This is a genomic window from Ralstonia sp. RL (genome assembly GCF_001683835.1).
Taxonomy (GTDB): domain Bacteria; phylum Pseudomonadota; class Gammaproteobacteria; order Burkholderiales; family Burkholderiaceae; genus Ralstonia; species Ralstonia mannitolilytica.
In genome coordinates this window covers 14,586-38,949 of record NZ_LWRX01000246.1, presented here as the reverse complement: position 1 = coordinate 38,949, position 24,364 = coordinate 14,586, and the positions used below count along the sequence as shown (strand labels likewise).

The 24,364-nt window shown below is 66.3% G+C and carries 20 protein-coding genes; 9 read left to right on the top strand and 11 right to left on the bottom strand.

Annotated features, from left to right (window positions below; all coding sequences use genetic code 11):
- Positions 1-67 precede the first annotated feature (67 nt).
- Positions 68-484 (bottom strand): surface-adhesin E family protein, encoded by a 417-nt coding sequence (locus tag A6M56_RS22075; protein ID WP_233902564.1) that lies wholly within the window; start codon positions 482-484, stop codon positions 68-70.
- A gap of 143 nt (positions 485-627) precedes the next feature.
- Between A6M56_RS22075 and A6M56_RS22070 the strand changes: the two genes are divergently transcribed.
- Positions 628-1,428: a YhfC family intramembrane metalloprotease gene (locus A6M56_RS22070; protein WP_045219087.1), complete on the top strand. Its 801-nt coding sequence runs from the start codon at positions 628-630 to the stop codon at positions 1,426-1,428.
- A gap of 18 nt (positions 1,429-1,446) precedes the next feature.
- On the opposite strand, the gene A6M56_RS22065 is transcribed toward A6M56_RS22070, so the two are convergent.
- The 7 genes from A6M56_RS22065 to A6M56_RS22035 all read right to left on the bottom strand — a co-directional run bounded on the left by A6M56_RS22065 (position 1,447) and on the right by A6M56_RS22035 (position 10,331).
- The gene (locus A6M56_RS22065) at positions 1,447-2,805 is read right to left on the bottom strand and encodes a sigma-54-dependent transcriptional regulator (RefSeq protein ID WP_045219090.1); all 1,359 of its coding nucleotides are present in this window, start codon (positions 2,803-2,805) and stop codon (positions 1,447-1,449) included.
- The gene (locus A6M56_RS22060) at positions 2,798-4,711 is read right to left on the bottom strand and encodes a sensor histidine kinase (RefSeq protein WP_045219093.1); all 1,914 of its coding nucleotides are present in this window, start codon (positions 4,709-4,711) and stop codon (positions 2,798-2,800) included. The genes A6M56_RS22065 and A6M56_RS22060 overlap by 8 nt, the downstream gene beginning before the upstream one ends.
- 4 nt (positions 4,712-4,715) lie before the next feature.
- Positions 4,716-6,056: an MFS transporter gene (locus tag A6M56_RS22055; protein WP_045219095.1), complete on the bottom strand. Its 1,341-nt coding sequence runs from the start codon at positions 6,054-6,056 to the stop codon at positions 4,716-4,718.
- 278 nt (positions 6,057-6,334) lie between these two features.
- Complete coding sequence (gene galU, locus A6M56_RS22050; RefSeq protein ID WP_082062903.1) at positions 6,335-7,279, bottom strand: UTP--glucose-1-phosphate uridylyltransferase GalU; 945 nt, start codon at positions 7,277-7,279, stop codon at positions 6,335-6,337.
- Between the two features lie 224 nt (positions 7,280-7,503).
- Positions 7,504-8,340 carry a DNA-binding protein gene (locus A6M56_RS22045; protein WP_102079188.1) on the bottom strand — a complete coding sequence of 279 codons (837 nt, stop codon included), beginning with the start codon at positions 8,338-8,340 and terminating at the stop codon, positions 7,504-7,506.
- A 315-nt stretch (positions 8,341-8,655) separates the two neighbouring features.
- The gene (locus A6M56_RS22040; protein WP_045219099.1) at positions 8,656-9,663 is read right to left on the bottom strand and encodes a ParB/RepB/Spo0J family partition protein; all 1,008 of its coding nucleotides are present in this window, start codon (positions 9,661-9,663) and stop codon (positions 8,656-8,658) included.
- The gene (locus A6M56_RS22035; protein WP_045219101.1) at positions 9,660-10,331 is read right to left on the bottom strand and encodes an AAA family ATPase; all 672 of its coding nucleotides are present in this window, start codon (positions 10,329-10,331) and stop codon (positions 9,660-9,662) included. Before A6M56_RS22035 ends, A6M56_RS22040 begins: the two co-directional genes overlap by 4 nt.
- A 413-nt stretch (positions 10,332-10,744) precedes the next feature.
- Between A6M56_RS22035 and A6M56_RS22030 the strand changes: the two genes are divergently transcribed.
- On the top strand, positions 10,745-10,948 hold the full coding sequence (locus tag A6M56_RS22030) for a cold-shock protein (RefSeq protein ID WP_045219103.1): 204 nt from the start codon (positions 10,745-10,747) through the stop codon (positions 10,946-10,948).
- 74 nt (positions 10,949-11,022) lie between these two features.
- Here A6M56_RS22030 and A6M56_RS22025 read toward each other — a convergent pair whose 3' ends face one another.
- Positions 11,023-12,090, bottom strand: a complete 1,068-nt coding sequence (locus A6M56_RS22025) for a replication protein RepA (RefSeq protein WP_045219105.1) — start codon at positions 12,088-12,090, stop codon at positions 11,023-11,025.
- A 1,414-nt stretch (positions 12,091-13,504) separates the two neighbouring features.
- Between A6M56_RS22025 and A6M56_RS22020 the strand changes: the two genes are divergently transcribed.
- The gene (locus A6M56_RS22020; protein WP_045219107.1) at positions 13,505-14,809 is read left to right on the top strand and encodes an NCS2 family permease; all 1,305 of its coding nucleotides are present in this window, start codon (positions 13,505-13,507) and stop codon (positions 14,807-14,809) included.
- A 272-nt stretch (positions 14,810-15,081) separates the two neighbouring features.
- Here the strand turns inward: A6M56_RS22020 and A6M56_RS22015 are convergent, their stop codons facing one another.
- Positions 15,082-16,347, bottom strand: coding sequence for a site-specific integrase (locus A6M56_RS22015; protein ID WP_102079453.1), 1,266 nt, complete (start codon positions 16,345-16,347; stop codon positions 15,082-15,084).
- Between the two features lie 293 nt (positions 16,348-16,640).
- On the opposite strand from A6M56_RS22015, the gene A6M56_RS22010 reads away from it, so the two are divergent.
- The 6 genes from A6M56_RS22010 to A6M56_RS21985 all read left to right on the top strand — a co-directional run bounded on the left by A6M56_RS22010 (position 16,641) and on the right by A6M56_RS21985 (position 23,518).
- The gene (locus A6M56_RS22010; protein WP_045219109.1) at positions 16,641-17,423 is read left to right on the top strand and encodes a DUF4397 domain-containing protein; all 783 of its coding nucleotides are present in this window, start codon (positions 16,641-16,643) and stop codon (positions 17,421-17,423) included.
- An 88-nt stretch (positions 17,424-17,511) separates the two neighbouring features.
- Positions 17,512-19,896, top strand: a complete 2,385-nt coding sequence (locus A6M56_RS22005) for a hybrid sensor histidine kinase/response regulator (RefSeq protein ID WP_045219111.1) — start codon at positions 17,512-17,514, stop codon at positions 19,894-19,896.
- 49 nt (positions 19,897-19,945) lie between these two features.
- Positions 19,946-21,217 carry an AI-2E family transporter gene (locus tag A6M56_RS22000; protein WP_045220354.1) on the top strand — a complete coding sequence of 424 codons (1,272 nt, stop codon included), beginning with the start codon at positions 19,946-19,948 and terminating at the stop codon, positions 21,215-21,217.
- A 199-nt stretch (positions 21,218-21,416) separates the two neighbouring features.
- Positions 21,417-21,824 (top strand): hypothetical protein, encoded by a 408-nt coding sequence (locus tag A6M56_RS21995; protein WP_045219114.1) that lies wholly within the window; start codon positions 21,417-21,419, stop codon positions 21,822-21,824.
- Between the two features lie 7 nt (positions 21,825-21,831).
- A complete protein-coding gene (locus A6M56_RS21990) occupies positions 21,832-23,004 on the top strand; it encodes a glycosyltransferase family 4 protein (RefSeq protein ID WP_045219115.1) in 1,173 nt (390 codons plus the stop codon).
- The gene (locus tag A6M56_RS21985; protein ID WP_045219117.1) at positions 22,982-23,518 is read left to right on the top strand and encodes a phosphatase PAP2 family protein; all 537 of its coding nucleotides are present in this window, start codon (positions 22,982-22,984) and stop codon (positions 23,516-23,518) included. The genes A6M56_RS21990 and A6M56_RS21985 overlap by 23 nt, the downstream gene beginning before the upstream one ends.
- A 43-nt stretch (positions 23,519-23,561) precedes the next feature.
- Here A6M56_RS21985 and A6M56_RS21980 read toward each other — a convergent pair whose 3' ends face one another.
- Positions 23,562-24,356 (bottom strand): DUF2334 domain-containing protein, encoded by a 795-nt coding sequence (locus tag A6M56_RS21980; protein ID WP_102079187.1) that lies wholly within the window; start codon positions 24,354-24,356, stop codon positions 23,562-23,564.
- Between the last annotated feature and the right edge of the window lie 8 nt (positions 24,357-24,364).

The window sequence follows — 24,364 nt, the reverse complement described above, 5'->3', positions numbered from 1 at the left end:
CCACACCATAGTGCTATGGCGGCCGGCCGTTGTCGAGCCGCGCGCGCAGCGCCGGGGCGATGCCGCGCTAGCGGCGGCCGCAGACGTACGCGGCGGAGCGGGCCGCGAGCGTGCCGGAGCGGATGCGCATCCAGTGCGCGCCGTCGGCGGTGTCGGTGTCGAGCGTGGCGCCGTCGGGGCCACGCACGACGTAGTCGACGAGACGGATGCGGTGGCGGCGGCAATCGATCTCCTGGCGCGAGAGGATCACCGTGCCAGGCCGATAGCGGGCGCCATGCGCGCGGCGTTCACTGCGCTTGAGCACCGTCCGCGCGAGAAACGTCTTGTGGCCAGGGCGATTGGCGCGCAGGGAGGTCCGGTCGATGGAAGCCGAGACCGACGTCGTGGTGAGGTATTCATGCCAGCGGGACGCAGCCTGCGCCGGCATTGCCGCACCCACCGCGCCGATGCCGACGCCGCACATCCAGATCCACCGCCACATCATGCGTTTCACGACCGTCTGCCCTGCCCTATCAAGAATCGCGGCATCTGCTGCCATCCATGCATTGTAACAATCGATCCGCAAGACTCGGGCCCGTGGCGCTCAGGTAGGATGCGGCCCACCTCCTCACGCGCCACATCTTCGCCATGCCCGTCGTTGCCCTGCCTGCCCTCCTTGCTCATGCCAGCGCGGCCTTGCTGCTCGCCTGCGTTCCCATCGTGGCGTGGTTCTGGCTGCGCCGGCGGTTCGACCTGGCGTGGCGCGACATTGGCGTCGGCGCGGCGGTGTTCGTGGTCGTTGCGCTGGTGCTGGAGCGCGCGCTGCACGTCTACCTGCTGCAGGTCAATCCGGCGACGGCGCAATGGCTGCGCGCTCCCGCGCTGTTCGTCGTCTATGGCGCGCTGATGGCGGGCGTGTTCGAGGAAACCGGCCGCTGGCTCGGTTTGCGGTTCCTGACGCGCAGACCCGGCGATGCTGCGACGCCCGTGGCCTATGCGCTCGGGCATGCCGGTATCGAGGCGTGGCTCGTCGGTACGGCGTCGCAGGCTCAGATGGTGGCCTTTGGCGTGGCCGCCAACCAGGGCCAGCTCGACGCGCGCCTGGCCGCCAGCGGCGCCGACGCCATGGCCGGCACGATCCACGCGATGCTCGCGCAGCTCTCGCCGTGGCTTGCGGCGGGGGCGGTGGCCGAACGCATGGCGGCGATGCTGATCCAGTTCACGCTCACGCTGGTGGTGTGGCATGCCGTGCGGCAGCGCCGCCTTGTGCTCGTCGTGGTGGCGATGCTGCTGCACGCGCTCGCCGATCTGCCCGCCGCGCTCTACCAGGTGCATGTGATGCCGCTGGCGGTGACGGAAGCGATCTACGCGGTCGTCGCGGTTCTGCTGGCGGCGACGTGCTGGCCGCCGCAGGGTGGCCGGAAGACCGGCGAATCGTCGCTGCGCTAGCGCGCGTCGACCTCCTCGCTAGCTGCTGCGGAACCGCTCCGGCTCGATGCCGTGCCGGTTGAGCTTGTCGTAGAGCGTCTTGCGCGGCACGGACAATAGATCGGCCGCGCGCGCCACGTTGCCCTCGGTGGCGCGCAGGGCCTCTTCGATGGTGGCGCGCTCGACCGCCATCATGCGGCCCGCCAGCGAGTGCTGGCTCGCTTCCGACGCGACCAGGCCGTCGTCGAGACCCAGGCAGAAGCGCTCGGCGACGTTTTTCAGTTCGCGCACATTGCCCGGCCAGTCGTGGTGCTGCCAGCGCATCATGTCCTGCGCAGACCAGTCAGGCGCGGCACGGTCGTAACGCACCGCCGCCTGCTGCAGGAAGTACGCCATCAGCAGCGGGATGTCCTCCGCCCGCTGGCGCAACGGCGGCAATGCGATCGATACGACGTTCAGGCGGTAGTACAAGTCGGCGCGGAATTCACCGCGGTCGGAGGCCTCTTTCAGATCCACCTTGGCGGCGGCCACCACGCGGCAGTTGACCGGCACGCTCGCGTTGCTGCCCAGCCGCTCGATGCTGCGCTCCTGCAGCGCGCGCAGCAGCTTGGCCTGCAGCGCCAGCGGCATCGATTCGATTTCATCCAGGAACAGCGTGCCGCCATCGGCGTATTCCATCTTGCCGACGCGGCGCCGGTTGGCACCCGTAAAGGCGCCGGCCTCGTGGCCGAACATTTCGCTCTCGAACACCGATTCGGGCAGCGCCGCGCAGTTCAGCGCAACGAAGGGCCCGCGCCGCCGGCTGCCCTCGTGGATGGCGCGCGCGAGCACTTCCTTGCCCGAGCCGGTCTCGCCGGTGACGAGGATGTCGGCATCGGTGGGCGCCAGCGCCGTGACGAGTCGGCGCACATTCTGCATGGCGGCGCTCTGGCCGATGAGCGGGTACGCCTGCCGGCCCTGCAACGCCTCGCGCAGGCGCAGGTTTTCGGAAGTCAGCCGGCGTTTCTCCAGCGCGCGCCGCACCACGTCGACCAGGCGCTCGGAGTGGAACGGCTTTTCCATGAAGTCGTAGGCACCGGCGCGCATGGCGGCCACGGCCATCGTCACGTCGCCGTGGCCGGTGATGAGGATGACGGGCAGCTGGCGGTCGTGCTGCAGCATCTCGCGCAGCACGGCCAGGCCGTCGCGGCCGGGCAGGCGGACGTCGGTCACGACCACGGCGGGCGTTTGCGTGGCGAGCGCCGCCAGCGCGCTTTCGGCATCGGCAAAGGCCTGCACCGGCACGTCGGCCAGGGCGAGCGCTTGCTCGCAGCCCAGGCGCACCACATCGTCGTCTTCGATCAGGAAGACGGGCGCGTGGTCGACGGCAGCGAGGTCGGAAGAAACGTTTTCAGGCATGCGGTGGGTCAACGCGTTCAAGCTCGATGAGGAATTCTGCGCCACCTGCACCGTCTTCGGCATTGCGGCCGATGAGCCGGCCGCCGAAATCCTCCACGATGGCCAGCGAGATCGCCAGCCCGAGGCCCAGCCCCTGGCCGTCGTCCTTGGTGGTGAAGAACGGCTCGAACAGGCGCGGCAGCACCTCGTCCGGAATACCGGGGCCGAAGTCGCGCACGGTGATGCGGACCCATTTGTCCACGGGTTCGACTCGTACATGCACGGCCGCAGGCTCGGGCCGCGATGCCTCGGCGGTGGCGTCGATGGCGTTGCGGATCAGGTTGACCAGCACTTGCTCGAGCCGCACCGCATTGGCCCACACGGCAAGCTCGGCCGGCACGGGCGCGGCGATGATCGGCACAGCGGCCTGGCGGCGGCGCGTTTCGACCAGCATCAGCGCCTGGCGGATCGCCTCGTCGACCGACACAGCGGCGCGCGCGGCGTCGCCCTTGCGCGAGAACGCCTTGATGTGCGAAACGATGCGGCCCATGCGGTTGGCAAGCTGGCTGATGTGCGTGAGGTTGCTGCGCACTTCGTCGATGCGGCCGCGCTCGGCGAGCTGGTTGGCGTTGTCGGACAGCGTGGTCAGCGCGGTGAGCGGCTGATTCAGTTCATGCGTGATGCCGGCGGCCATCTGCCCCAGCACGGCGAGCTTGCCGGCCTGCACGGCGGCGTCGCGCGTCTCGCGCAGGATGCGCTGCGCGGCGTCGAGCGCCTCCACCTTGCTGGCGAGCGCGGTGTTGGCCGACGTCAACTCGGCGGTGCGCTGGGCGATGCGCGCCTCCAGGTCACGCTGCACCTCACGCAGTGCGGCGCGGGCGCGGCGCTGTTCTTCCCGGCGGCGCGCACGCAGGCGCAGCGCAACCAACACGGCAAACGCGAGCGCCATCGCAAACGCCGCGCTGGCGCCGGCCACGAGGGCGGTCCGTTGCTCGTCGCGCGGGTCGATCAGCACGGCGACTTGCCAGCCGAGCAGATCCACCGGGCGGTATTGCACGCGCAGCGTGGACGGCGATTTTCCGGGCAGCGCCACGTGCACCGTCTGCGGCGGCCGGTCCGCAGAAAAGGGTACGCTCGCACCGTGCGTGTCGAGCGGAGTCAACGCATGCGGCGCATATTGGCGGGTCGCATCGAGGGCGGCGCGCTGGTCGGCGTTCAATGTGCCGAGCGTGCGGTACTTCCATTCAGGGACCGAGCTCAGGAAGATCACCCCATGCCGATCGACCAGCAGTACGGTATCGCCGCTGCGCGAAAGCGTGGCTTCGAACGCATCCAGATTGATCTTGACGACCACGGCGCCGATCGGCTTGCCCGCCTCGCGCACCGGGGCCGCGAGGAAGTAGCCCGTTTCGCCCGTGGTGTTGCCCACGCCGTAGAAGCGGCCCAGGCCTTCGCGCATGGCTTCGGCAAAGTACGGGCGGAATGCGTAGTTGCGGCCGACGAAGGAGGATGGGAGATCCCAGTTGCTGGCAGCGAGCGTGAGGCCCGTCGTGTCGAGCAGATAGGCCGCCGACAGATCGGTGGCGGCCTGCACTTCTTTCAGGTAGGCATTGGCGGCGCGCCGCATGGCGGCGTCACCGGCATGATGCTGCGCCTGCAGCGCCACGTGCAGCACATGCTCGAGTGCCGCCAGGCGCGGCAGCGACTCATAGCGGGCGAGCGTGCTGCGCAGGTTCTGCGCATAGAAGGTGGTGCGCTGGCCGGCTTCTTCGGCGCGCGTGGCCACGTAGCGCTGCAGGGCCATCGCATAAGCGCCCCACCCCGCTGCCGCGCAGCACGCGGCCATCGCCAGCGCGACGGCCAACCGCCAGCCGGGCCCGCGTACGGGGTGGGCAAGGTGATCGGCATGGCCGTCGGTGGCGGGCATGAGCTCAGTGTTCGATGCGGGAATGCTTGCGAGTATCGCGCATGAACACGTACACCATCAGAGAAATGAAGATGGTACCCGTCACGTACCAGTAGAACAGCGGCTCATGGCCGATCTGCTTGAGCCACAGCGCGATGTACTCCGCCGTGCCGCCAAAGATCGACACCGTGAGCGCATACGGCAGGCCTACGCCGAGCGCGCGCACTTCCGCCGGGAAAAGCTCGGCCTTCACCACGGCGTTGATCGACGTGTAACCCGAGACGATCACCAGCGCGGCCATGATCAGGAAGAAGGCCATCCACACGTTGGTGGTCTGGCTGATGCCGGTCATGATGGGCACCGTGAAGAGCGTACCCAGCACGCCAAACGCGATCAGGATCGGGCGACGGCCGATGCGGTCGGACAGGCCGCCCACGATCGGCTGCAGGATGGCGAACAGCAGCAGCGTGGCGCCGGACACCAGCGTTGCCTTGTCCTTCGTCAGCCCCACCGTGTTGGCCAGGAACTTCTGCATGTAGATCGAGTACGTGTAGAACGCCACCGTACCGCCGAGCGTGAGGCCGACCACGGTCGCAACGGCCCGCGGATGCTTGGCCAGCTCCGCCAGCGTGCCGCGCCTCTTGTTCTGCTTGGCGGCGGTGAAGGACTCCGTCTCTTCCATGTGCGAGCGCATGCGCATCGCCACCAGCGCACACAGCGCGCCGATGAAGAACGGAATGCGCCAGCCCCACGCCTCCAACTGCGCCGGCGAAAGCACGAACTGCTGCAGCACGATCAGCAGCGCCAGCGCCGTCAGTTGCCCGGCGATGAGCGTGACGTACTGGAAGCTCGAATAGAAACCGCGGTTTTCCTTGTTGGCGACCTCGCTGAGGTACGTGGCCGAGGTGCCGTATTCCCCGCCGACCGACAGGCCTTGCAGCAGGCGGGCGAGCACCAGCAGTACGGGCGCCGCGACGCCGATGGTCGCGTAGCTCGGCGTGAGCGCGATGATGAGCGAACCCAGGCACATCAGCACCACCGAGAAGAACAGCGCGCGCTTACGTCCATAGCGATCGGCATAGATGCCCATCAGCCAGCCGCCCACCGGACGCGCCAGGAAGCCGACGGCAAACACCGCGGCGGTGTTGAGCAACTGCGCCGTCTGGTCGCCCTTGGGAAAGAACGCCTTGGCAAAGTACAGCGCAAACGCCGAATAGACGTACCAGTCGTACCACTCGACCAGGTTGCCGACCGAACCGGAGAAGATGGAACGCAGCCGGCGGCGAACGTCCGCCGGGGTGTCTTTCGCGGGGGCTTGGGCGGGCGCAAAGTCGCCCGTGACCGCGCCAGCCTGGGGCTGAGTCATGATGTCTCCTTGGAGCGTGGCGGCCTTGCCCGTGGCACGTCACCGGGTGGTGTCGTGCGCCAGGTGCGGGGCGGTCCGCCGGTTTATGAGTGGTCGCTCTTACTCAAGAAGCATTCCATGCAGGAAGCAGGCGCGCGGGCGTCCCGCAAACGCCCGTGGTGTCAGGCTTTGCGGGAAAGTGGCCGAATGGCGGGAGACGGGAGGAGTGTGCGGATTCTCAGAATCGGCCGCGCGTGCCGTGCGAAAACCCGCACGGCCGATCCGAAGGCGGGCGATCGTCAGGCCGCCACGCCGAGCGGAATGGTGTCGCGAACCAGCGCGTCGACCTCGGCCTTGGCCTCTTCATGCGACAAGCCGAGGCGGTCGTACAGATACGCCTCGAAGTCGGCGCGCACTTCCGGATGGCGCAGCGCAAATTCAACGGTGGCCTGCAGATAGCCGAACTTGCTGCCGCAGTCGAAGCGCTGGCCACGGTAGCGGTAGGCCAGGATCTGCTCTTCGGCCAGCAGGCTCTGAATGGCGTCGGTCAATTGCAGCTCGCCGCCCGCGCCGGGCTTCAGGTTGCGCAGGTGGTCGAAGATGCGCGGCGTCAGGATGTACCGGCCGACCACGCCAAGATTCGACGGCGCATCCTTGGGCGCCGGCTTTTCGACGATGCCGTCGAGCTTGACGAGCCGGTCATCCCACTCGCGGCCTGCCACCACACCGTACGAACGCGTTGCTTCGGGCGCAATCGTTTCGACGCCGACGACGGAGCAACGGTAATGATCGTAGAGTTCCGTCATCTGCTGCATGACGGGCGGCTCGTTGTCGAGCAGGTCGTCCGCCAGGATCACGGCGAAGGGTTCGTCGCGTACCAGTTTCTGCGCGCACAGAACGGCGTGGCCAAGGCCCAGCGTCTCGGGCTGGCGCACATAGAAGCACTCGACACCGGGCGGCTTGATGGATTGCACCATCTCCAGCAGCGCCTGCTTGTTCTTGGCCGCGAGTTCGGTTTCGAGCTCGTAGGCCTTGTCGAAGTGGTCCTCGATGGCGCGTTTGGCGCGCCCGGTGATGAAGATCATTTCCGTGATGCCCGCGGCTGCCGCCTCTTCCACCGCGTACTGGATCAGCGGTTTGTCTACGATGGGCAACATTTCCTTGGGGCTGGCCTTGGTGGCGGGTAGAAAGCGCGTACCGAGCCCCGCCACGGGAAACACGGCCTTGGTGATCTTCTCGTTCATGACAGCTCCATTGGTGAGACGTAGCGTCACCAGCAAGTCATATGCCAGTGGCTCAACCCTTTGGTGGAGCGCGCTTCGCCAGGCGTCGAAAGAAGGCTGGGCGACGTGGCGCACGTGCGTTCCTACAACCGGTTGCAAGTCCGCCAGTCCACTTTCAGCGCCGAAAGTTGGACTGGGCGTACCCGATTCTGCGTGCACCGGCCCGCCAGAATGGGCACGCTGGATCACAAAGACGGCTTGACCCAACCTCGGGAGACGGGCGCAGCACGTTCGGGTGCACGCCGGTAGGCGTCGATCTGCGCGCGCAATTGCGAGACCTCTGCCTCGAGCGCGCGGATTCGGTGGCGCAGCTGATCGGCCTCGTTCTGCGTCTGCTGGCGCACGGCATCGTTCTGCAGCCGTAGAAACCGCTCGGTACCAGCCAGCGCGCTGGCGGCCCCTTCCAGGCGGGCCACGGTCTCGATGGTCTGCTCAAGGCGTTCCAGCGTTGCGTCGGTCAGTTTGGGCGGCACGGCGGGGGCCGTGGCCAGGGCCTCACCGAGGCGGCGTTCAAGGTCCGCCATGGCGGCCTGCAGTTGGCGATTGCGGGCGGCCTCGTGCTCGAGCGCGCGCTCCGCCACTTCTGCCCGGATGCGGGCTTCCATCCATTCGGCCCCGGCCCCGGGGGCGCCAATGGCACGCGACGCCACACGGTCGCGTTCAATGCGCATCGACACGCCAGAAAGCGGCGCCTGCGTACCCGTTTCTGCGGGCGCCCACGGAATCGGCCACGGTTGCACGGCCTCCGCCGCCCCGCCCGAAACCGCACCGGCGCGCCCTCGCGCCCGATCGACCGCCTTCTGCAGCGTCGTATTGCTCGGCCGCCGACGCACTCCGGCTTCCGCCAGCCACCGGGCATAACGGCCCGCGCCGTAGATCCGCCGCGTCACCGCCTGTACCGCGTCGATGACTTCGTCCAGGAACACGGCGTTGTCATGCGGAAACGCAATGTCGAGCCGTTGGATCGCCTCGAGAATCCGCTGCTGTTGCTGGGGAGAGAAGTGAAGGCTGGGCCGCGCCATGTTGAGTACTGTTGATGTTCTTACAGTGTACATCAGATGTTAAAAACATCAATACATCTCTGTACTCGTACATTATTCCAATAATGTAGCGGTATAGTTGCAGTGGACCGCAGCGGGACGGGAGGCACCGCAGACGGTTCTCGGAGGGTGTGAACCGTCCCTTTGCAGAGGGAAAACGGATGAGGCGGCGCCGCCCGTCGCCCCGCAGAAACGGGTACGGCCCGGCCCCTTTCGGCACTGAAGAAAGGAGCAACAAAAAAAATAGCGCCCGAACGGGCGCTTTCATCAGCGAACCGCGGAAAGTCCTATAGCAGCCTATAGCAGCGCCACGTCGAGGCCGAAACGGCTCTTCAGCGCCTCTACGAGGGATTCGCGCGCGGCGCGGTCTTCCAGCTTGACGTCCAGCATTACGCGGCCAGAATCCCATTCCTTAATTGTGCCTAGTAGATCACCTTCTGCGCTACGGATCTTGTACTGCCGGCTGACCTCCTTGACCTTGCGCGTGCGCCCTTCCTGGGCGACTTTGCGAATCTGTTCGACGTCGCGGCTGGACAGCCCTTCTTCCAACACGCGCTGCACCAGCTCACGCGTACGTTCCTCGCCGGCACTCTTGAAGTACAGCGTGAGTTCGTAACCGGTCGCGATCCCGATGCCGGCGGGCCGTTCTTTCATGACTTCGAGCACCGACTCTGGCAGCTTCAACAGCGCAAGGGTTTTGTTGACCGTACCGGCTGAGACACCGGTAATTTCGCAAATATCTTCTTCTTTTTTTACTTTTCCTTCGTCGAGCAGCTGGCGCCACGCGATAGCGTTGTCGAGCACCGACTGCCCCGAGCGCTGCTCGTTCAGGACGAAGGACAGCCGGTAGAAATCGATGTCTGACAGACCGTCTTCGATAAAGCAGTCCATCTCGGTCTTGCCGGCGGCTGCCAGTGCGCGCTTGCGATAGTGACCATCGATGAGGACGTACCAACCCGGTTTGGCGGGATCGGGGGCGGCCAAGCCGGGCGTCTGCTGGCCATGCGTGGCGATCGAAGCGGCGCGCTCCTGAACGATCTGCGGATCATAGATCCGCCGTGCGTTCAGGGGGTTCTCCTGCAGCCGGTCCAGCGGGATCTTCACGACACGGCGCTCGGCCGGTGTCTCGTGCGCAGCGCTTTCAGCGCTGAAAGTGGAGGCGACCGGCTGACCCAGCAGCCCGCGTGGGTGCGAGGTGATCGCTTTCTCTGCCAAGGCGAATCGGTCCACGGGCGCGGTTTTCGTTTTTTCGGCCGCAATCCCGGCCAGCATTCCGTCCTTGAGCGATTTCAACTTCGCGCTCATACGCGTTCCTCCTGCAACAACAACTGCAATACTTCGTCGACCATGGCGTCGACCTCGCTGACAGCCTCCCGGGCCCCCGACACGCCGTGCACCGTTGCGCCGATTGCCTGGCACTCACGAAACGCGGATCGAGATCCGATCATCGAATCCATCAACGGAATATCCCCGTCATCTCCAAGGATCTCGATGGCTTGTTTGGCGAGCGAGACGCGGCGCTGCACCATGTTCGCCAGCACGCGAATTCGCAACGTTTCGTTCGTCACTTGCGCCTGCTGGGCCAATGCCTTGGCGGCCACCGCAGCCCACAGGTCAGGCGGCGAGGGCACTACGGGAATCAACGCGATGTCGGAAATAAGGAGTGCGCTTGAAGACGACGGGGAATGGACAGCCGGGGGGCAGTCGACCACGATGTAGTCGTAATCCGCCACAAACTTGCGAACCTCGCGGTGCATAGCGCCGCCGGAAGGCGCCAAACCGATCACCGAAGCGGGAAAGGGCTTGTCCTCGGGGGCTTGGGAAGCCCAACGGGTGGCGGTTCCCTGCTCGTCCATGTCGACCAGCAGTGTCTTGTTGCCCCGTAAGCCGAGCGTGCCGGCGATGTGCATGCTGACGGTGGTCTTGCCACAGCCGCCTTTTTGATTGAATACCGTTACGATCTTGGCGCTCACTGGTCCTCCACTTTCAGCGCTGAAAGTCAGTACCGCCCATCTTAGGGAAGAGAGGAGAAAAACACAAGATCGATAAAATTTAATTTATATAAATCCTCCAGAGCGGGGTCACGCTGCCGCGGCAACACATGCGGTTTTCAATACACTTGAATTGAGATGTAAATGCGGCCTTTAACGCATAACCCCATGCGTTCATCGTCCGAATTGGCCATTTTCTAGGTGTTTACCATTGAGTGCATAAAAGCGACATTTCAGAAAAATGCCGCCCATCGACACCCCGCCACAAACTGGTTATGATGCCCAGACAGTCGTCTGAAGACTTTGTCTACGCAGGATTCGGAATCAGCCGGTTCTTCGTGCGATGTCCGGATCGGCTGGACGACCTGTTTTTTGTTTTTTAAAGGAATTTTTGCATGGCCACGGGTACTGTCAAATGGTTTAACGAAACCAAAGGCTTCGGCTTCATCACGCCGGACGAAGGCGGCGCAGATCTGTTTGCGCACTTCTCCGAAATTCAGGGTTCGGGCTTCAAGACCCTGAAGGACGGCCAGAAGGTGTCCTTCGAGGTGAAGCAAGGCCCGAAGGGTCTGCAAGCCTCGGGAATCAAGCCGGAATAAGCATTTCAGGCTGTTAGGCCCGAGATGAAAAAAGGGGAGCTTCGGCTCCCCTTTCTTTTTGTCTGGACGATGCGCTAGGCCAGCTTGCGTACGCTGGTGCGTGAGGGCTGCAGGATCAGCGCCTTCGAAGAATCCGCATCCACCTTGGCGTCCGGATAGACCACCAGCACGTCCTTCAACGCCTTGCGGAACAGCGCCCGGAACTTGCGCTCGCTTTCCGTTTCGGTACCAAACTGCATCTGCAGCGCTTCCCACGGAATCTCCGTCCGCTTCTGGATCGTGAAGAAGCGATAGGTGAGCCACGAGTAGACGTCGAGCGCAAACGGCGATTGCTTGAGCGCCTTCAACGCACGCATGTCGACGGGCACCGGCCGGTTCACGAGCTCGTTGAAGAACGGCTCGGACAGCACCACAAAGCTCTCGAACATCGAGCCTTGGCCAGGCTGCATGGGGTCCCACCAGGTCGACAGCTGGTCGGCGAGCAGGTAGCCGATGCGGTCGATCGACAGCGGCTCCTGGTTCTGGTTGGGGGCGGACTTGTTCTGGACGATGGCGATCGTCGCCGAGAACAGCCGGATCATCTGCTGGCGCACCAGCGTCATGGTGCCCCGCTTGCCGCCGGTCGCCATCGGAATGCCGAGGTTGTACATGAACTCGGACAGCGAATTGCCCAGCGAGATACGCCTGTCTTCGACCGTACCCTGGAATTCCCCGCGCTTCTTCTTCGCCATGATCTCCTTGCCGATCCAGGCGAGCATCAGGCGCGGATACGAGCCGTACGGGTAGCCGAAGGAGACCGTCTCCGAGACGATGCGCTGCCGCCCGTTGCTGGCCCGCTCCGAGCGCTGCTGGGTGAAGTACCCCGGCTGGATCATCAACGAAATATTGCCGCTGGAGCGCGTCCAGACCGGTGGCGAACCTTTGGGCGCACGGTAGGGCAGGGTAACCTGCACGCTTGCACGGCTGAGGAAGCCGACTTCGCCGCTTTGCCAGGCGTCTTCGCGCTCCATGGCCTGGGCTTCATCGAAGAGCCTCTGGAATTTCTCCGGCGCGGCGATGACTTGCCCTCCCGAGGGGACGATGATGCGGCCGGGCGCATTGTCGTCCGGCTTCCCATTGGGTGTGAGGCGTTTGGTGACCATATTGGGCAAGAATTGTTCAGAGCCTTTGTACTAAAACGCCTCCGGCTTGTCACGCAGAATTGGGTACGTTTTCCGATTTTTGCTCGTCGTCGCGGGAAGGGCGTCGGGGGGCAACCTGCAAGGTTGTCCCCGGAAGGCCTTTCCTCACTACCAGTCATATATACCCCTTACGTTAACTACAGGTAAACCGTATACGCGACCCGCAAAGCCTTGGCGGGTCTGGGTTTGGGGGGCAAAACCGTACTCGATTCTGCGGACGTGCGAACCCGATTCTGCGAGACTGCGTACCCGCTTCTGCGCGAAACCGTACCTGCTTCTGCGCATCGGCCGTACCGGAATCTGCGGGGACAACATTGGGTTGTCCACAGTGTTATCCACAGAAAACGCCCTTCTCTGGCAGTCCTGGAGCGTCTTTCCTTGCCAGCGTACCCGTTTCTGCGTGGAAAGCGACCATCGGGGCGGCTGCAGTCGTTTCGGGAAAGCCTGTGCGTACCTGTTTCTGCGTGATTCTGTGATGCGGCGCCACGTGCGTGTGTACCCAAATCTGCGGGCTCGAACACAAGTGAGGTTTCGGCGTCCGCATACTCTTGCGGTTTACAGAAGAGCGAGTACACGCTTCGGTGGAGTTCGATGAATCGTTGGCGTACCCGTTTCTGCGGACGAGCGAAGCGGTACAAGGGCGATGCGGCATGGCCCAGTACGGCGTCGGCTCCGTCTTTAGAACTTTCATCGCTGAAACTTCCCGGCGATGGCCCCGGCGCCAGACCGGTCCTGGACGGCCCGCGCAAACCGCCGTACCTGTTTCTGCGGGTAAAAACCCTTATTAGCCAAAGGCTTGCGCCGCACGCCTACAACGCGCGCGTACCCGTTTCTGCGCGCGGCCCCGCAGAAACGGGTACGGCTCAGCGGCAAGCCGCTTCGCAGAAACGGGTTCGGTGCTTGCGCGCCGAAACGGCGAGGGGCCGCAGAAACGGGTACGGTGGAGCTGCGTGTGGATTCGCAGAAACGGGTACGGCCAAGCCCGGTTTCCAGCGTGTGGAAGCGGCCCTCGCCCCGTACCTATTTCTGCGAGTTGCCGCGCAGAAACGGGTACGCATATCGACCCGCATGCGGCCTGGAATCGTGCTTTCGCAGAAACGGGTACGCAGCCGACGCCGCCGGCCCGCTGGCCGCCGCGTGCACGTGCGTGGTGTTTCGGGCATCATGCGCATCCCGCGCGCCGGGCGGCCTCGTGCCTGGCCGGCGTGTTCTCCATCATTCCATTCGCATGAACAGTATTTCGATCGCGCGACCTTCGGGCGCCGGAATCTTGCTAAGAGTCGAATCGCCCGTACCGCGGGCGCGTAGCGGGGGCGTTCGGTCCGATGCACGGCCGAGCGGCGATCGCACTTCATAACAAGAGGAGACAAGACGCATGACCTGGCTCGCACGCTTTTTCAAGCTCGAGGAGCACCAGACCGACGTTCGCACCGAGGTGCTCGCCGGGCTGACAACCTTCCTCACGATGGCGTACATCATCTTCGTGAACCCGAACATCCTCGCCGATGCGGGCATGCCGCACGATGCGGTGTTCGTCGCCACGTGTATTGCCGCGGCGATCGGCACGGTCATCATGGGGATGTACGCGAACTACCCCATCGCGATGGCGCCGGGCATGGGCCTGAACGCCTACTTTGCGTATGCGGTGGTCAAGGGCATGGGTTTCACGTGGCAGGCGGCGCTGGGCGCGGTATTCATCTCAGGCTGCCTGTTCCTGCTGGTGAGCGTGTTCCGCATCCGCGAGATGATCGTCAACGGGATCCCGCATTCGATCCGCGTGGCGATCACCGCGGGCATCGGGTTGTTCCTCGGTATCGTGTCGCTGCGCGGGGCGGGGTTGATCGTCGGGAATCCGGCGACGCTCGTTTCGCTCGGCGACGTGCATCAGCCGTCGGTGATCCTCGCGGTGATCGGCTTCTTCCTCATCGTGGCGCTGGATCACCTGCGCGTGAAGGGCGCCATCCTGATCGGCATCCTGGCGGTGACGGCGGCGAGCTTCTTCTTTGCCGGCAACACCTTCCACGGCGTGGTGTCGATGCCGCCGTCGCTGGCGCCGACGCTCATGCAGCTCGACATCATGAGCGCGCTGTCGGTGGGCATCCTGAACGTGGTGCTGGTGTTCTTCCTCGTCGAGCTGTTCGATGCGACCGGCACGCTGATGGGCGTGGCGAACCGAGCGGGCCTGCTCAAGCAGGGCAAGATGGACCGCCTGAACAAGGCGCTGCTGGCCGACAGCACCGCCATCATGGCCGGGTCGCTGCTCGGCACGTCCTCCACCACGGCGTACATCGAGAGCGCCTCGGGCGTGCAGGCAGGCGGGCGCACGGGCCTGACTGCGCTGACGGTGGCGGTGCTGTTCCTGCTGTGCCTGTTCTTCTCGCCGCTGGCTGGTGTGGTGCCAGCGTATGCGACGGCGCCCGCGCTGCTGTACGTGTCGTGTCTGATGCTGCGCGAGCTGGTCGACCTCAACTGGGAAGACACCACCGAAGCGGTGCCGGCCGTGCTCACGGCGCTGATGATGCCGTTCACGTATTCGATTGCGAATGGCGTGGCGTTCGGCTTCATCGCGTATTCGGGCTTGAAGCTGTTCACGGGCCGCATGCGCGAAGTGCCGGTCATTGTGTGGATCATCTCGGCCGTGTTCCTGTTCCGCTTCTTCTATCTGTCCGGCGGACATTGAGCGATTGCATCGCAGACGAAAGACGCGGGCCGTGGGTCCGCGTTTTTTTTTGCCTGAAAGCGTACCCATTTCTGCGCACGATTTTCGAGCGGTGCGTACCCGTTTCTGCGAGACATCGTCGGCGATGCATGCCCCGCGCGAACCCAATTCTGCGGACGATGTGAGCGACAACTGTTGCGTAAAGCCGGACAACAATGGCGCGCGACAATGCATCGGCGCGCTGCCCGATGCATGCGATGCGTACCCGTTTCTGCGCGCTGTGTGGAGGAATGTCAGGCCGATGGCCCAGCCAGTTTGCGCGCGGCGTCGGCGATGCTGGCTGCGAGGTCAGCTTCGCGCGCGCGTACGGCGACCGCCGGCAACGCCGCCAGGCCCAGCGCGTGCGCCACGTCGGCTGCGGCGTCGCCGGCGGCAAGACGCTCGCGCAGATGCGCTCCCCGCAGCTCGCGCAAGGACGTGTTCGCCAGACGCAGTGCCGCGTCGGTGTGGCCGATGGCGCGAGCGTAGTCAGCGGCTTCGTTCAGCATCGCCTTGACGATGAGCAGCAACTGCGAGCGTGAACCAATGCCCTTGCGCTCGCCAAAATCGCGGCGTAGGGCGGGCGAGTCGATGATGCTGCCGTCGGCCCGCCGCGGCGAGCGCTTGCGTATCGAGAGCAGCAGCGGTGTCGCTTCATCAGGCAGCGGCAGCGGCGACAGGCCAAAGGCGGTGCGGTACTCGCGCAGCGCGGGCATCAGCGCATCGCACGGCAGCCAGCGCCGCGCGCGCCCCGCGCCCACCGCAAGCAGCCACACGGACGCCGGCAACGGCGCATCCGGGGTGGCATGCTCGGCCGGCACGGCGTGCAGGGCCACGTCGCCCATCCGCGCATTCACCAGTTCTGACACGCGCATGCCTGCCTGTGACAGCAGCACGGCGAGGAAGTGGTCGCGCGCCTGTCGCAGGCGGGCTTCGCGCCCGAGGGCGACGCGGGCGCGCACGGCATCGGCCATCAACGCCATGTCGGCGGCGGTGGGTGCGGTGTGGGCTCCGGGCGCGGTTGCCGGTGTGGCACGGACTCGCGGTCCGGCATCCGGCACGGTGATGACCATCGCGTCGTCATCGAGGAACGGGTTCGTTTGCAGATAGCCGGTGCGCTGCAGCCAGCCGCAGAGGTTGGCCGCGATGATGCTGCTCTGCCGCGCCGAACGTGCGGAGAGCGGGCCACGCAGTGGCGTCCACCCCGGATCGTCACGCTCGATGCCGCGCGCGCTGACAGCCCAGGCGGGCGGTTCTTGCAAAAAGCGCAGATACGCGCGCGCGTCGTCGCGCTGCCAGCTTGCGATTGGCTGACCGAGCGTGCGCGCATACCAGCACACACGCTCGGCTTCGACGCGATATTGCGACAGCGTGGACGCACTCACGGCGCGTGCGCCGGAGGCACGCGCTTGCAGCCACGCGTGCACCCGTTCGCGTTCGCGCGCAAATGCCTGCGGATCGGCCGGAGAAGCGGTGTGGTCGGGCAGCGGCGCGGGGCTCGCCGGACGCGGTTCGGGCATGCGGATGAGCGGGTGGCGCATGAGAAAACACGGATCGCGCAAGTATAGCGAGCCGCTTGTCTGCGCGGCCGCGCGCATAGCCCTCGAAGGACGGTTCAGGCGCGCGGGCACGCGCCATGCTCGTTGCCCGGGCGTCGGGTTGCATGTCGGAGTCTTCCGACAACACGATCGGAACCGTCTCGATAGGCGCGCCGGATGGGCGCGGTTATCGTCGGCTCCACATGTCGATGACAACCTACATGGGCGCGCGATGTCTGCGCCTGTCTTGAACACGCTTTCGTCCGAGGTGAACGATGAAGATACAGATCAGGAAGATTGCCGCCGTGCTGGCACTGGGTTCATTGGCCGTGCTGGCCGGATGTGGCGGTGGTGACGACGATATCGGGCAGATCATCGGCACGAGTTCGCCGCAGTACCGCACCGTGCATGCCAACCCGTTCATCCAGAACGTCGACTTCGGCGTGAACGGCACCGTGCGCATCGCCAACGTCGGCTTCAAGAACGTCAGCAACTACTTCGGCATCGATGCCACAGCGACCACCGCTACGGTGTCCAATGCAGGCAGCAACTCGCCCCTGGCGTCAGCCACCTTCAACCCCGTCAACGGTCACCGCTATACGGCGCTCGCCATTGTCGGTGCGAACGGCACGGCCACCAATCTGTCGATCATCGATGACCCGTACGACAAGTCCATCCTCTCGGACAAGGCCCGCGTGCGGACCTTCAACGCCTCGTACAACGCGCCCAACGTCGACGTGTACGTGACGGCGCCCAATGCCGACCTCACCAACGTCGCCCCGACCATGGGCGGCGCGGCCTACGGTGCTGCCTCGCCGGCCAGCACGCAGGATTCGATCTACGTGGACGGCGGCACGTATCAGATCCGCGTGACGACCGCCGGCACGAAGAATGTCATCTTCAGCTCGCAGCCGTTCAGCCTGGCCAACAATGCCGACTGGCTGATCACGACGCTGCCTGCCGGCGGCATCGGTGCCGTGACGCCGAACAATATCCGCGTGCTCGTGGCCCAGGCCAATGGTGCATCGCAAACGGCGTCGGAACTGCCGTCGCAGTAAAGTCACGGACGGATGATGCGGTGCCGCGGCACCGCATTTTTTTTTGCGGCCGGCTGGCCAGGAACAAAAACTGCTACGCATGGACGCAATGTCTGAATCCATAACGGACTGGCCGGCTGCGGTGCGCACCGAACGACAGAGGTGCGCAGAAGCAGGCGGCGGAAAGCGAGTCGATGTGTTCTGGGTGGATGATCCGTTGACGGGCACGCGTCTGCATGTGAGCGCCGCCGCGCTGACATGGGGTGTGCAGCCCGAGGCCCTGTGCGGCGTTCGCGAACGCTGGCTCGCGCACGTCCATCCCGAAGACCACAACGCGCTGCGTGCCGCCTGGGATGGCCTGGCGCATGGCCAGGATTTCGTACTGGAATACCGCTGGGTCTGCGATGGCCAGGCCGAGCGACGCGTGCGCGAGCGCGGGTTCATGATGCCGTCGGCGGTTGGCACGTCGGCCCACGCCGTCGGCATGGTCGAAGACGTGACACAGCCTCGGCAGACGCTGGCGGCGCTGACCGAATCGGAGTTCCAGCTGCAATGGCTGATCGACAGCGTGCCGTTTCCGCTCGTGCAGCTCGATCCCGATCGCCGCGTGCGCTTTGCCAACCGGGCCTTTGCCCAGCGGTTCGGCCTGCCGCACGAAGACGTGCACGGGCGCCTGGTCCGCGACGTGATGGGCGAGGAAGCCTATGCCTGCATCCTGTCGCACCTGGAGGAGGGATTCGCTGGCCGGCGCGTGAACTTCGAGATGGAGCTTCCGTATCCGAACGGGCTTGGCCGCCGCTTCGTGCATGGCGCGTACTCGCCGCAGCGCGGGGCTGATGGCAGCGTGCAGGCACTCGTCTGCGTGATCGAAGACATCACCGAGCGCAAGGAGGCCGAGCGCGAGCGGTTCCGGCATCAGCGTGAATTCGTCACGTTGGTTGAAAACGCGCCCGACGTCATCGCGCGGCTCGATCGCGAGCTGCGCTGCGTGTACGTCAACCGCGCCGTGAACGACGCCTTCGATGTCGCACCGGCTGCGCTGACGGGCCGCACGCTCACGGCCTCGCCGTTGTCCGCGGAGGTGGCGCAGGCGCTCGAGGGCGCCGCACAGCGGGCGTTCGACACGCGGGCCGAGCAGACGCTCACGCTGCATCTCGAAGACGGCCATGCGCTGCCTCGCATCGCGCATTACAACGCACGCGTGATCCCGGAAGCCGACCGGCACGGCGTGATGGAGTCCGCGCTGCTCATCGTCTACGACGTGACCGAGCGCACCGAGGCTGAGCGCGAGCGCGATGCGCTGCTGTTGCGCGAACAGGCCGCGCGTGCACAGGCCGAGGCCGCCGCGTTGGCGCGCGATCAGTTTCTGGCCGTGGTGTCCCATGAACTGCGCTCGCCGCTCAACGGCATCCAGAACTGGACGTACGTGCTGGAGAGCCAGCTTGCCGACGGCTCCCCGCTGGTGCAGCGCGCGCTGGCCGGCATCAAGACGGGCGTGGAGCAGCAGGTGCGGCTGATCGAAGACCTGCTCGACGCCACGCGCGTGATGAGCGGCAAGCTGCGGCTGACCCGTGAACCGTTCGTTCTGCGCAAGGCGCTCGAGAGCGCGCTGAACAGCGTGCGTGCACTCGCCACCGAGCGCCGCATCACGCTGCATACCCGCATCGCACTGGGCGAGCGCGAAATCGACGGCGACGCGGACCGTGTCCAGCAGATCGTCTGGAATCTGCTCACCAACGCCATCAAGTTCACGCCCGAGGGGGCAGACGTCTGGCTGTCGGCCGACCTCGTCGGCGAGGTGGCGCGCATCGAGGTGCGCGACAACGGGCGTGGCATCGCACCGGCGTTCGTGCCGTACCTGTTCGATGCGTTCCGGCAGGCCGACGGCGCGCACACGCGGCGCACGGGGGGCCTCGGGCTGGGCCTGGCGCTCGTCAAGCGCCTGACGGAACTGCACGGCGGCCGCGTGCACGCGCACAGCGACGGCGAGCAGCGCGGCGCGACCTTCACCGTATATCTGCCGCTGCACGCCGGCGCCGAGCTGACGGCACCGCTGAGCGAGGACCCGGCGCGCAGCGGTCCGCTGCCATCGCTGGCGGGGCTGCGTGTGCTGCTCGTCGACGACCAGCAGGACGCGCGCGACGCGCTTGCGACGCTGCTCGCGCAGGTCGGTGCGGACGTCGGCAGCGTAGGCTCGGGCCGGGACGCGATCGCCCAGCTCGACGATTGGGGATCGAATGGCCACCCACAAGCCCTCGTCTGCGACATTGCGCTGCCCGATGAAGACGGCTACGCGATCCTGCAGAAGATACGTGCATGGGAGCATCGGCACCTTGCCGACGGCGCTGCGCCCATGACAGCCATTGCGCTGACAGCGTTTGCCCAGCCTCACGACCGTGCGCGTGCACTGGCCAGCGGCTTCCAGGAGCATCTGGTCAAGCCGGTGTCGCCGCACGACCTGGTGCGCACGCTGCGGTCGCTGGCCATGACGTAGCTGGCGCGGCACGGCTTTTGCGCAGAGAAGGGTGCACCACATCCTTGCCATGCCGGAACCCCCCACACACGCTCCGATTCCGCCCGCCATTCCGCCTGCCACATCGCAGGGCAGTGTGATGGACGGTCTGCGCCAGCCAGCCTGGCGCGTTGCGATGGTGCTGGTCGCGATTGGCGGCACGCTGGTGTTTCTGCAGTGGGCGCGCGTGTTCCTGGTGCCGCTCACCATCGGGGTGGTGCTGGCCTTCGCCCTGAACCCACTGGTGGTGTGGCTGCAGCGCTGGTACGTGCCGCGCCCGATTGCGTCCGCGCTCGTCGTGCTCGGCCTGTGGATCGGCGGTGCGGCGATCGTCTTCGGCATGCAGGACGGCATCTCAGCCATGGCCGCGCGTATACCGATTGCCGCCGGGCGAGTGGCGGAATCGGTCGACCGCCTGCGCAACCACGTGGGCGGCGCGTTCGACACGATGCGCGAAGTGACGGTCGCGCTCGAGCACGCGGCCGAAGGCGTGCAGGGCAAGCCCCCGCCACCGCCGCCCAAGCGTGGGCCCGCAGGCCTGGGCGAACCGCCCAATGCGGCGCCGGTGCTGCCGGTGCGCGAGTTCCTGTGGACGGGTTCGGCCAACCTGTTCGCGCTGGCCGGGCAGATCGTCGTGGTCTCGTTCCTTGTCTACTTCCTGCTGGCATCGGGCCAGGCGCTCAAGCGCAAGTGGGTACGGGCCGTCGGACGCACGCTGAGCGAGAAGAAACGCGCGGTGCGCATGATGGCGGGCATCGGCACGCAAATCCAGTATTCGCTGCTGGTGCTGTTTGTCACGAACATCGTGCTGGGCGTGGTGACAGCCGTGGCCTTCGTGCTGCTCGGCATGGAGAACGCGGCCGTCTGGGGCCTGGCCAGCGCCATCCTGCATTTCGTGCCGTACCTCGGCTCGGCGGTCATCGCCGTGGCCAGCGGCGTCGGCGCGTACCTGCAGATGGGCGCGCTGTCGGATGCGCTGGTCGTGGCCGGCACCACGCTGCTGCTCGCCACGCTCATCGGCACGCTGCTGGTAACGTGGCTGCAGAGCCGGGCGTCCAAGCTCGATCCATGCGTGGTCTATATCGGCCTGCTGCTGTGGGGATGGCTGTGGGGCGTGTGGGGGCTGCTGCTCGGCACGTCGGTCACGGCGATGATCAAGGTGGTCTGCGATCACGTCGAGCGCCTGCGCCCCCTCGGCACGCTGCTTGGCACCACGGATGCGCCGGCCGGTGTATCGCAGCGCGTGCTCGACCGCCTGCGCGGCCGTCCCACTCGGCGGCCCGAGCGCCCGCAGCCGCATTGACGCGGGCCTGCGCAGCAAGCGTTACAAGTGCCATGTAACCGTTACGCAACGGGCGCGATGGCTGCACCGGCAGCGGTCCGTCGCGCAGTGTCGGGCGTGCGGACGCAGCGATGCTCGAAGCGCGGCAGCGCCTGCAGAAGCGGTGCGGGCACGTCGGTTGCGGTGCCCAGGGCATCCAGATCATGTGCAGGAGCGCCTCATGACCCCGCAACCACGCGGCATCGTGTGCAGCCCGGACCGACGGGAGGCAGGAGGGCCGGGGGCCGGCAACGCCGAGCGCGTAGAAGCCGTGCTCGGACGGCCCGAGTCCGGCAAGCCCGTGACAAGCGCGCCCGACGGGCTGCCCCACGAGCGCGACCAGAAGCTCGAAGAGCAGCGTTCGGAGCCGCGCAGCAACGTCCAGCAAGCCGCGCGCGACATCGAAAGCGGGCAACTCGATACCGACCTGCACGACACGCCGGGCGTTGAACGCGTTGTGCGGGAGCGGCACGCCGCCAACCGCGAAGACACCGACCGCCAGGTCGCCAACCGCAGCGCGGACGACCTTGCCCACAAGCGCGGCCAGACCGGCAAGCCGTCGCGCAGCCACGACGACAGCCAGGGCTGAGCCGGCCATGCGCATCGCCTACGTGACCGAAACCTGGCCGCCGGAGCTCAATGGCGTGTCGCTGACGGCGGCGCGCACGGTGGCCTTTCTGCACGCGCGTGGCCACGATGTGCGTGTCGTGCGACCGCGCCAACGCGCCATCGACGCCGGCGAGCCGGCGCTTTCCGAAGACGCGCTGCGCGTGCCCGGCGTGCCGATCCCGCTGTATCCGGACTTGCGCATGGGGCTGCCGGCGCGCCGCCGTCTGCTGCGTGCGTGGCGCGGCGATCCGCCCGACCTCGTGCACGTGGCTACGGAAGGCCCCCTCGGCTGGTCCGCCATCCGCGCGGCGCGCGATCTCGGCGTGCCGGTCACCTCGGATTTCCGCACGCGCTTTGACGAGTACGGCCGCCACTACGCGTGGGAGGGAGCGGTCACGCTCGTGCGCGCCTACCTGCGCGCCTTTCATAACCGCACCGACCGCACCTTCGTCCCCACGCGCGAACTGTGCAAACAGCTCGGCGAGCTTGGCTTCGAGCGCCTGAGCGTCAGCACACGCGGCGTGGATGCGCGCCAGTTCGCGCCGCATCATCGCAGCGATGCACTGCGCGCCAAATGGGGCGCGGGCCGCGACACGCCTGTCGTTCTGACCGTCGGACGCCTCGCGCTGGAAAAGAACCTGGGTGTGGCGCTCGACGCCTTTGACGCCATTCGACAGCGCAGGCCCGATGCACGCCTGGTCATGGTCGGCGATGGGCCGCAGCGGAACGCCTTGCGGCGGCGCTGTCCCGATGCCGTGTTTGTCGGCACGCAGCATGGCCAGGCGCTGGCTGCCCACTATGCCTCGGCCGACGTGTTCCTGTTTCCGAGCCTGACCGAGACGTTCGGCAACGTGGTGGTCGAAGCCATGGCCAGCGGTCTGCCGGTGGTGGCGTTCGACACCGCGGCGGCGGGCATGCACGTGCGCACGGGGCAGAACGGCTGCCTGGCCCCCGTGGGGGACGTTGCGGCCTTCACCGCTGCGGCCGTCGCACTGGCTGCCGACGGCGGCCTGCGCGAGCGCCTTGGCCGCGCCGCGCGCCAGACCGCACAGGCGCTCGATTGGCCGCAGGTGCTCGAGCGTTTCGAAGCGGCACTCCTGGCCGTCCATCAAGCGGCCACCACGGGCGAGGCCTACCATGGCGACGCACGTCTGGCCTGACTGGAAACGCTGGCGCGAGCGCGACCGGCAGCTCGCCGTCGCGCTGAACCACATTGCCGGCGACGTGGCGGCCATGCGGTTCTACCGTGGCGTCAGCCGTCTCGGCGACGGCATGCTGTGGTACGCGCTGATGGCGGCGCTGCCGGTGGTCGGCGGTGAGACGGGCTGGGAATGCGCCAAGCAGATGGGGCTCACGGGGCTGCTCTCGCTGGTGATCTACATCCTGCTCAAGCGTGGCGTGTGCCGCCCGCGGCCGTACCAGTCGTGCGAAGAGATCCGGCTGTGCGGGCGAGTGCTCGACCAGTTCAGTTTTCCGTCCGGCCATACGCTGCATGCCGTGTCGTTCAGCATCGTGATGGCGGCGTATTACCCCCGCATGGCGCTCGCGCTCGTCCCCTTCACGCTGATGGTGGCCCTCTCGCGCGTGGTGCTCGGCCTGCATTACCCGAGCGACGTGCTCGCGGGGGCGGGGCTCGGCATGCTGATCGGCGGGTTGTCGGTGTGGTTGTTCTGACGCTTTCGCTTGGCCGCGCATCGTGCCGGCCCGCTGATGCACGTCAATACGAGGTCTGCGCAGGCCCGGCGACAGCGGTTTCGGGGCCGCCCATCCAGGCCTGGGCCAGCACCTGCGCAAAGCCGTTCTTGGTGACGGGGGTGCGCGTTTCCAGGCACGCCGCGAGCAGGTCCTGCCAGTGGCGGATGACGTCGGGGTAGGCGGCGTCCACCGGGTGCAGGCCGAGGCGCATCACGGGCGTATCGGCGTGGTGCTGGGCGAGCCAGCGCAGGTAGTAGCGCGACACCAGCCGGCGGGCCGGCGTGCGCACGCTGTAGGTCAGGCACGGCGCCTTCAGCGCACGCTTGGGGTGCAGCAGGTAGAAGCGGCGCAGCGTGGTCGTGTAGCGCAGCGGCAGGCCTTCCAGCGCTTCCCATGTGGCCGGGTTCATCAGCCAGGCCGGCGCGACAAAGCCATGCAGCGGCCAGCCGTTGGCCGCGAACCACGCGGCGCCGGCCTCGATGCGCGAGCGCGCCGTCGCCAGCGGAATCGCCGAGAACTCGCCCTCGCCGGCGGTGTAGCGCGTGCGGATCCACTGCTCGATCAGGCCGCCAGGCGGCTGGTCGTCGAGGTGCGCATAACCGTGCAGCACGAGCTCGTCGCCTTCGGCCAGGCATTCGGTCATCAGGCGGCAGAAGCGCTCGCTGTTGCGCGCGGTGGGCCCACGGTAGAAGTTCGGGATCACGAGCAGCGATTTCGGCACGCGGCACACTTCATCCAGCGCCGAGAGCAACACCTTGCACGCCGGCCAGGTGGCGGGCGTGACGTCATGCATGGCAACAACGACGTAGCGCGACATGACAACCC

What these genes read in the sequence shown, in the direction of transcription:
- A6M56_RS22030 (WP_045219103.1), top strand. Translation starts at nt 10,745, where the DNA reads ATGGCCACGGGTACTGTCAAATGGTTTAACGAAACCAAAGGCTTCGGC.
- A6M56_RS22060 (WP_045219093.1), bottom strand. Translation starts at nt 4,711, where the DNA reads ATGCCCGCCACCGACGGCCATGCCGATCACCTTGCCCACCCCGTACGC.
- A6M56_RS21990 (WP_045219115.1), top strand. Translation starts at nt 21,832, where the DNA reads ATGCGCATCGCCTACGTGACCGAAACCTGGCCGCCGGAGCTCAATGGC.
- A6M56_RS21995 (WP_045219114.1), top strand. Translation starts at nt 21,417, where the DNA reads ATGACCCCGCAACCACGCGGCATCGTGTGCAGCCCGGACCGACGGGAG.
- A6M56_RS22020 (WP_045219107.1), top strand. Translation starts at nt 13,505, where the DNA reads ATGACCTGGCTCGCACGCTTTTTCAAGCTCGAGGAGCACCAGACCGAC.
- A6M56_RS22065 (WP_045219090.1), bottom strand. Translation starts at nt 2,805, where the DNA reads ATGCCTGAAAACGTTTCTTCCGACCTCGCTGCCGTCGACCACGCGCCC.
- A6M56_RS21985 (WP_045219117.1), top strand. Translation starts at nt 22,982, where the DNA reads ATGGCGACGCACGTCTGGCCTGACTGGAAACGCTGGCGCGAGCGCGAC.
- A6M56_RS22075 (WP_233902564.1), bottom strand. Translation starts at nt 484, where the DNA reads ATGATGTGGCGGTGGATCTGGATGTGCGGCGTCGGCATCGGCGCGGTG.
- A6M56_RS22070 (WP_045219087.1), top strand. Translation starts at nt 628, where the DNA reads ATGCCCGTCGTTGCCCTGCCTGCCCTCCTTGCTCATGCCAGCGCGGCC.
- galU (WP_082062903.1), bottom strand. Translation starts at nt 7,279, where the DNA reads ATGAACGAGAAGATCACCAAGGCCGTGTTTCCCGTGGCGGGGCTCGGT.
- A6M56_RS22015 (WP_102079453.1), bottom strand. Translation starts at nt 16,347, where the DNA reads ATGCCCGAACCGCGTCCGGCGAGCCCCGCGCCGCTGCCCGACCACACC.
- A6M56_RS22010 (WP_045219109.1), top strand. Translation starts at nt 16,641, where the DNA reads ATGAAGATACAGATCAGGAAGATTGCCGCCGTGCTGGCACTGGGTTCA.
- A6M56_RS22040 (WP_045219099.1), bottom strand. Translation starts at nt 9,663, where the DNA reads ATGAGCGCGAAGTTGAAATCGCTCAAGGACGGAATGCTGGCCGGGATT.
- A6M56_RS22025 (WP_045219105.1), bottom strand. Translation starts at nt 12,090, where the DNA reads ATGGTCACCAAACGCCTCACACCCAATGGGAAGCCGGACGACAATGCG.
- A6M56_RS22000 (WP_045220354.1), top strand. Translation starts at nt 19,946, where the DNA reads ATGCCGGAACCCCCCACACACGCTCCGATTCCGCCCGCCATTCCGCCT.
- A6M56_RS22055 (WP_045219095.1), bottom strand. Translation starts at nt 6,056, where the DNA reads ATGACTCAGCCCCAGGCTGGCGCGGTCACGGGCGACTTTGCGCCCGCC.
- A6M56_RS21980 (WP_102079187.1), bottom strand. Translation starts at nt 24,356, where the DNA reads ATGTCGCGCTACGTCGTTGTTGCCATGCATGACGTCACGCCCGCCACC.
- A6M56_RS22045 (WP_102079188.1), bottom strand. Translation starts at nt 8,340, where the DNA reads ATGGCGCGGCCCAGCCTTCACTTCTCTCCCCAGCAACAGCAGCGGATT.
- A6M56_RS22005 (WP_045219111.1), top strand. Translation starts at nt 17,512, where the DNA reads ATGTCTGAATCCATAACGGACTGGCCGGCTGCGGTGCGCACCGAACGA.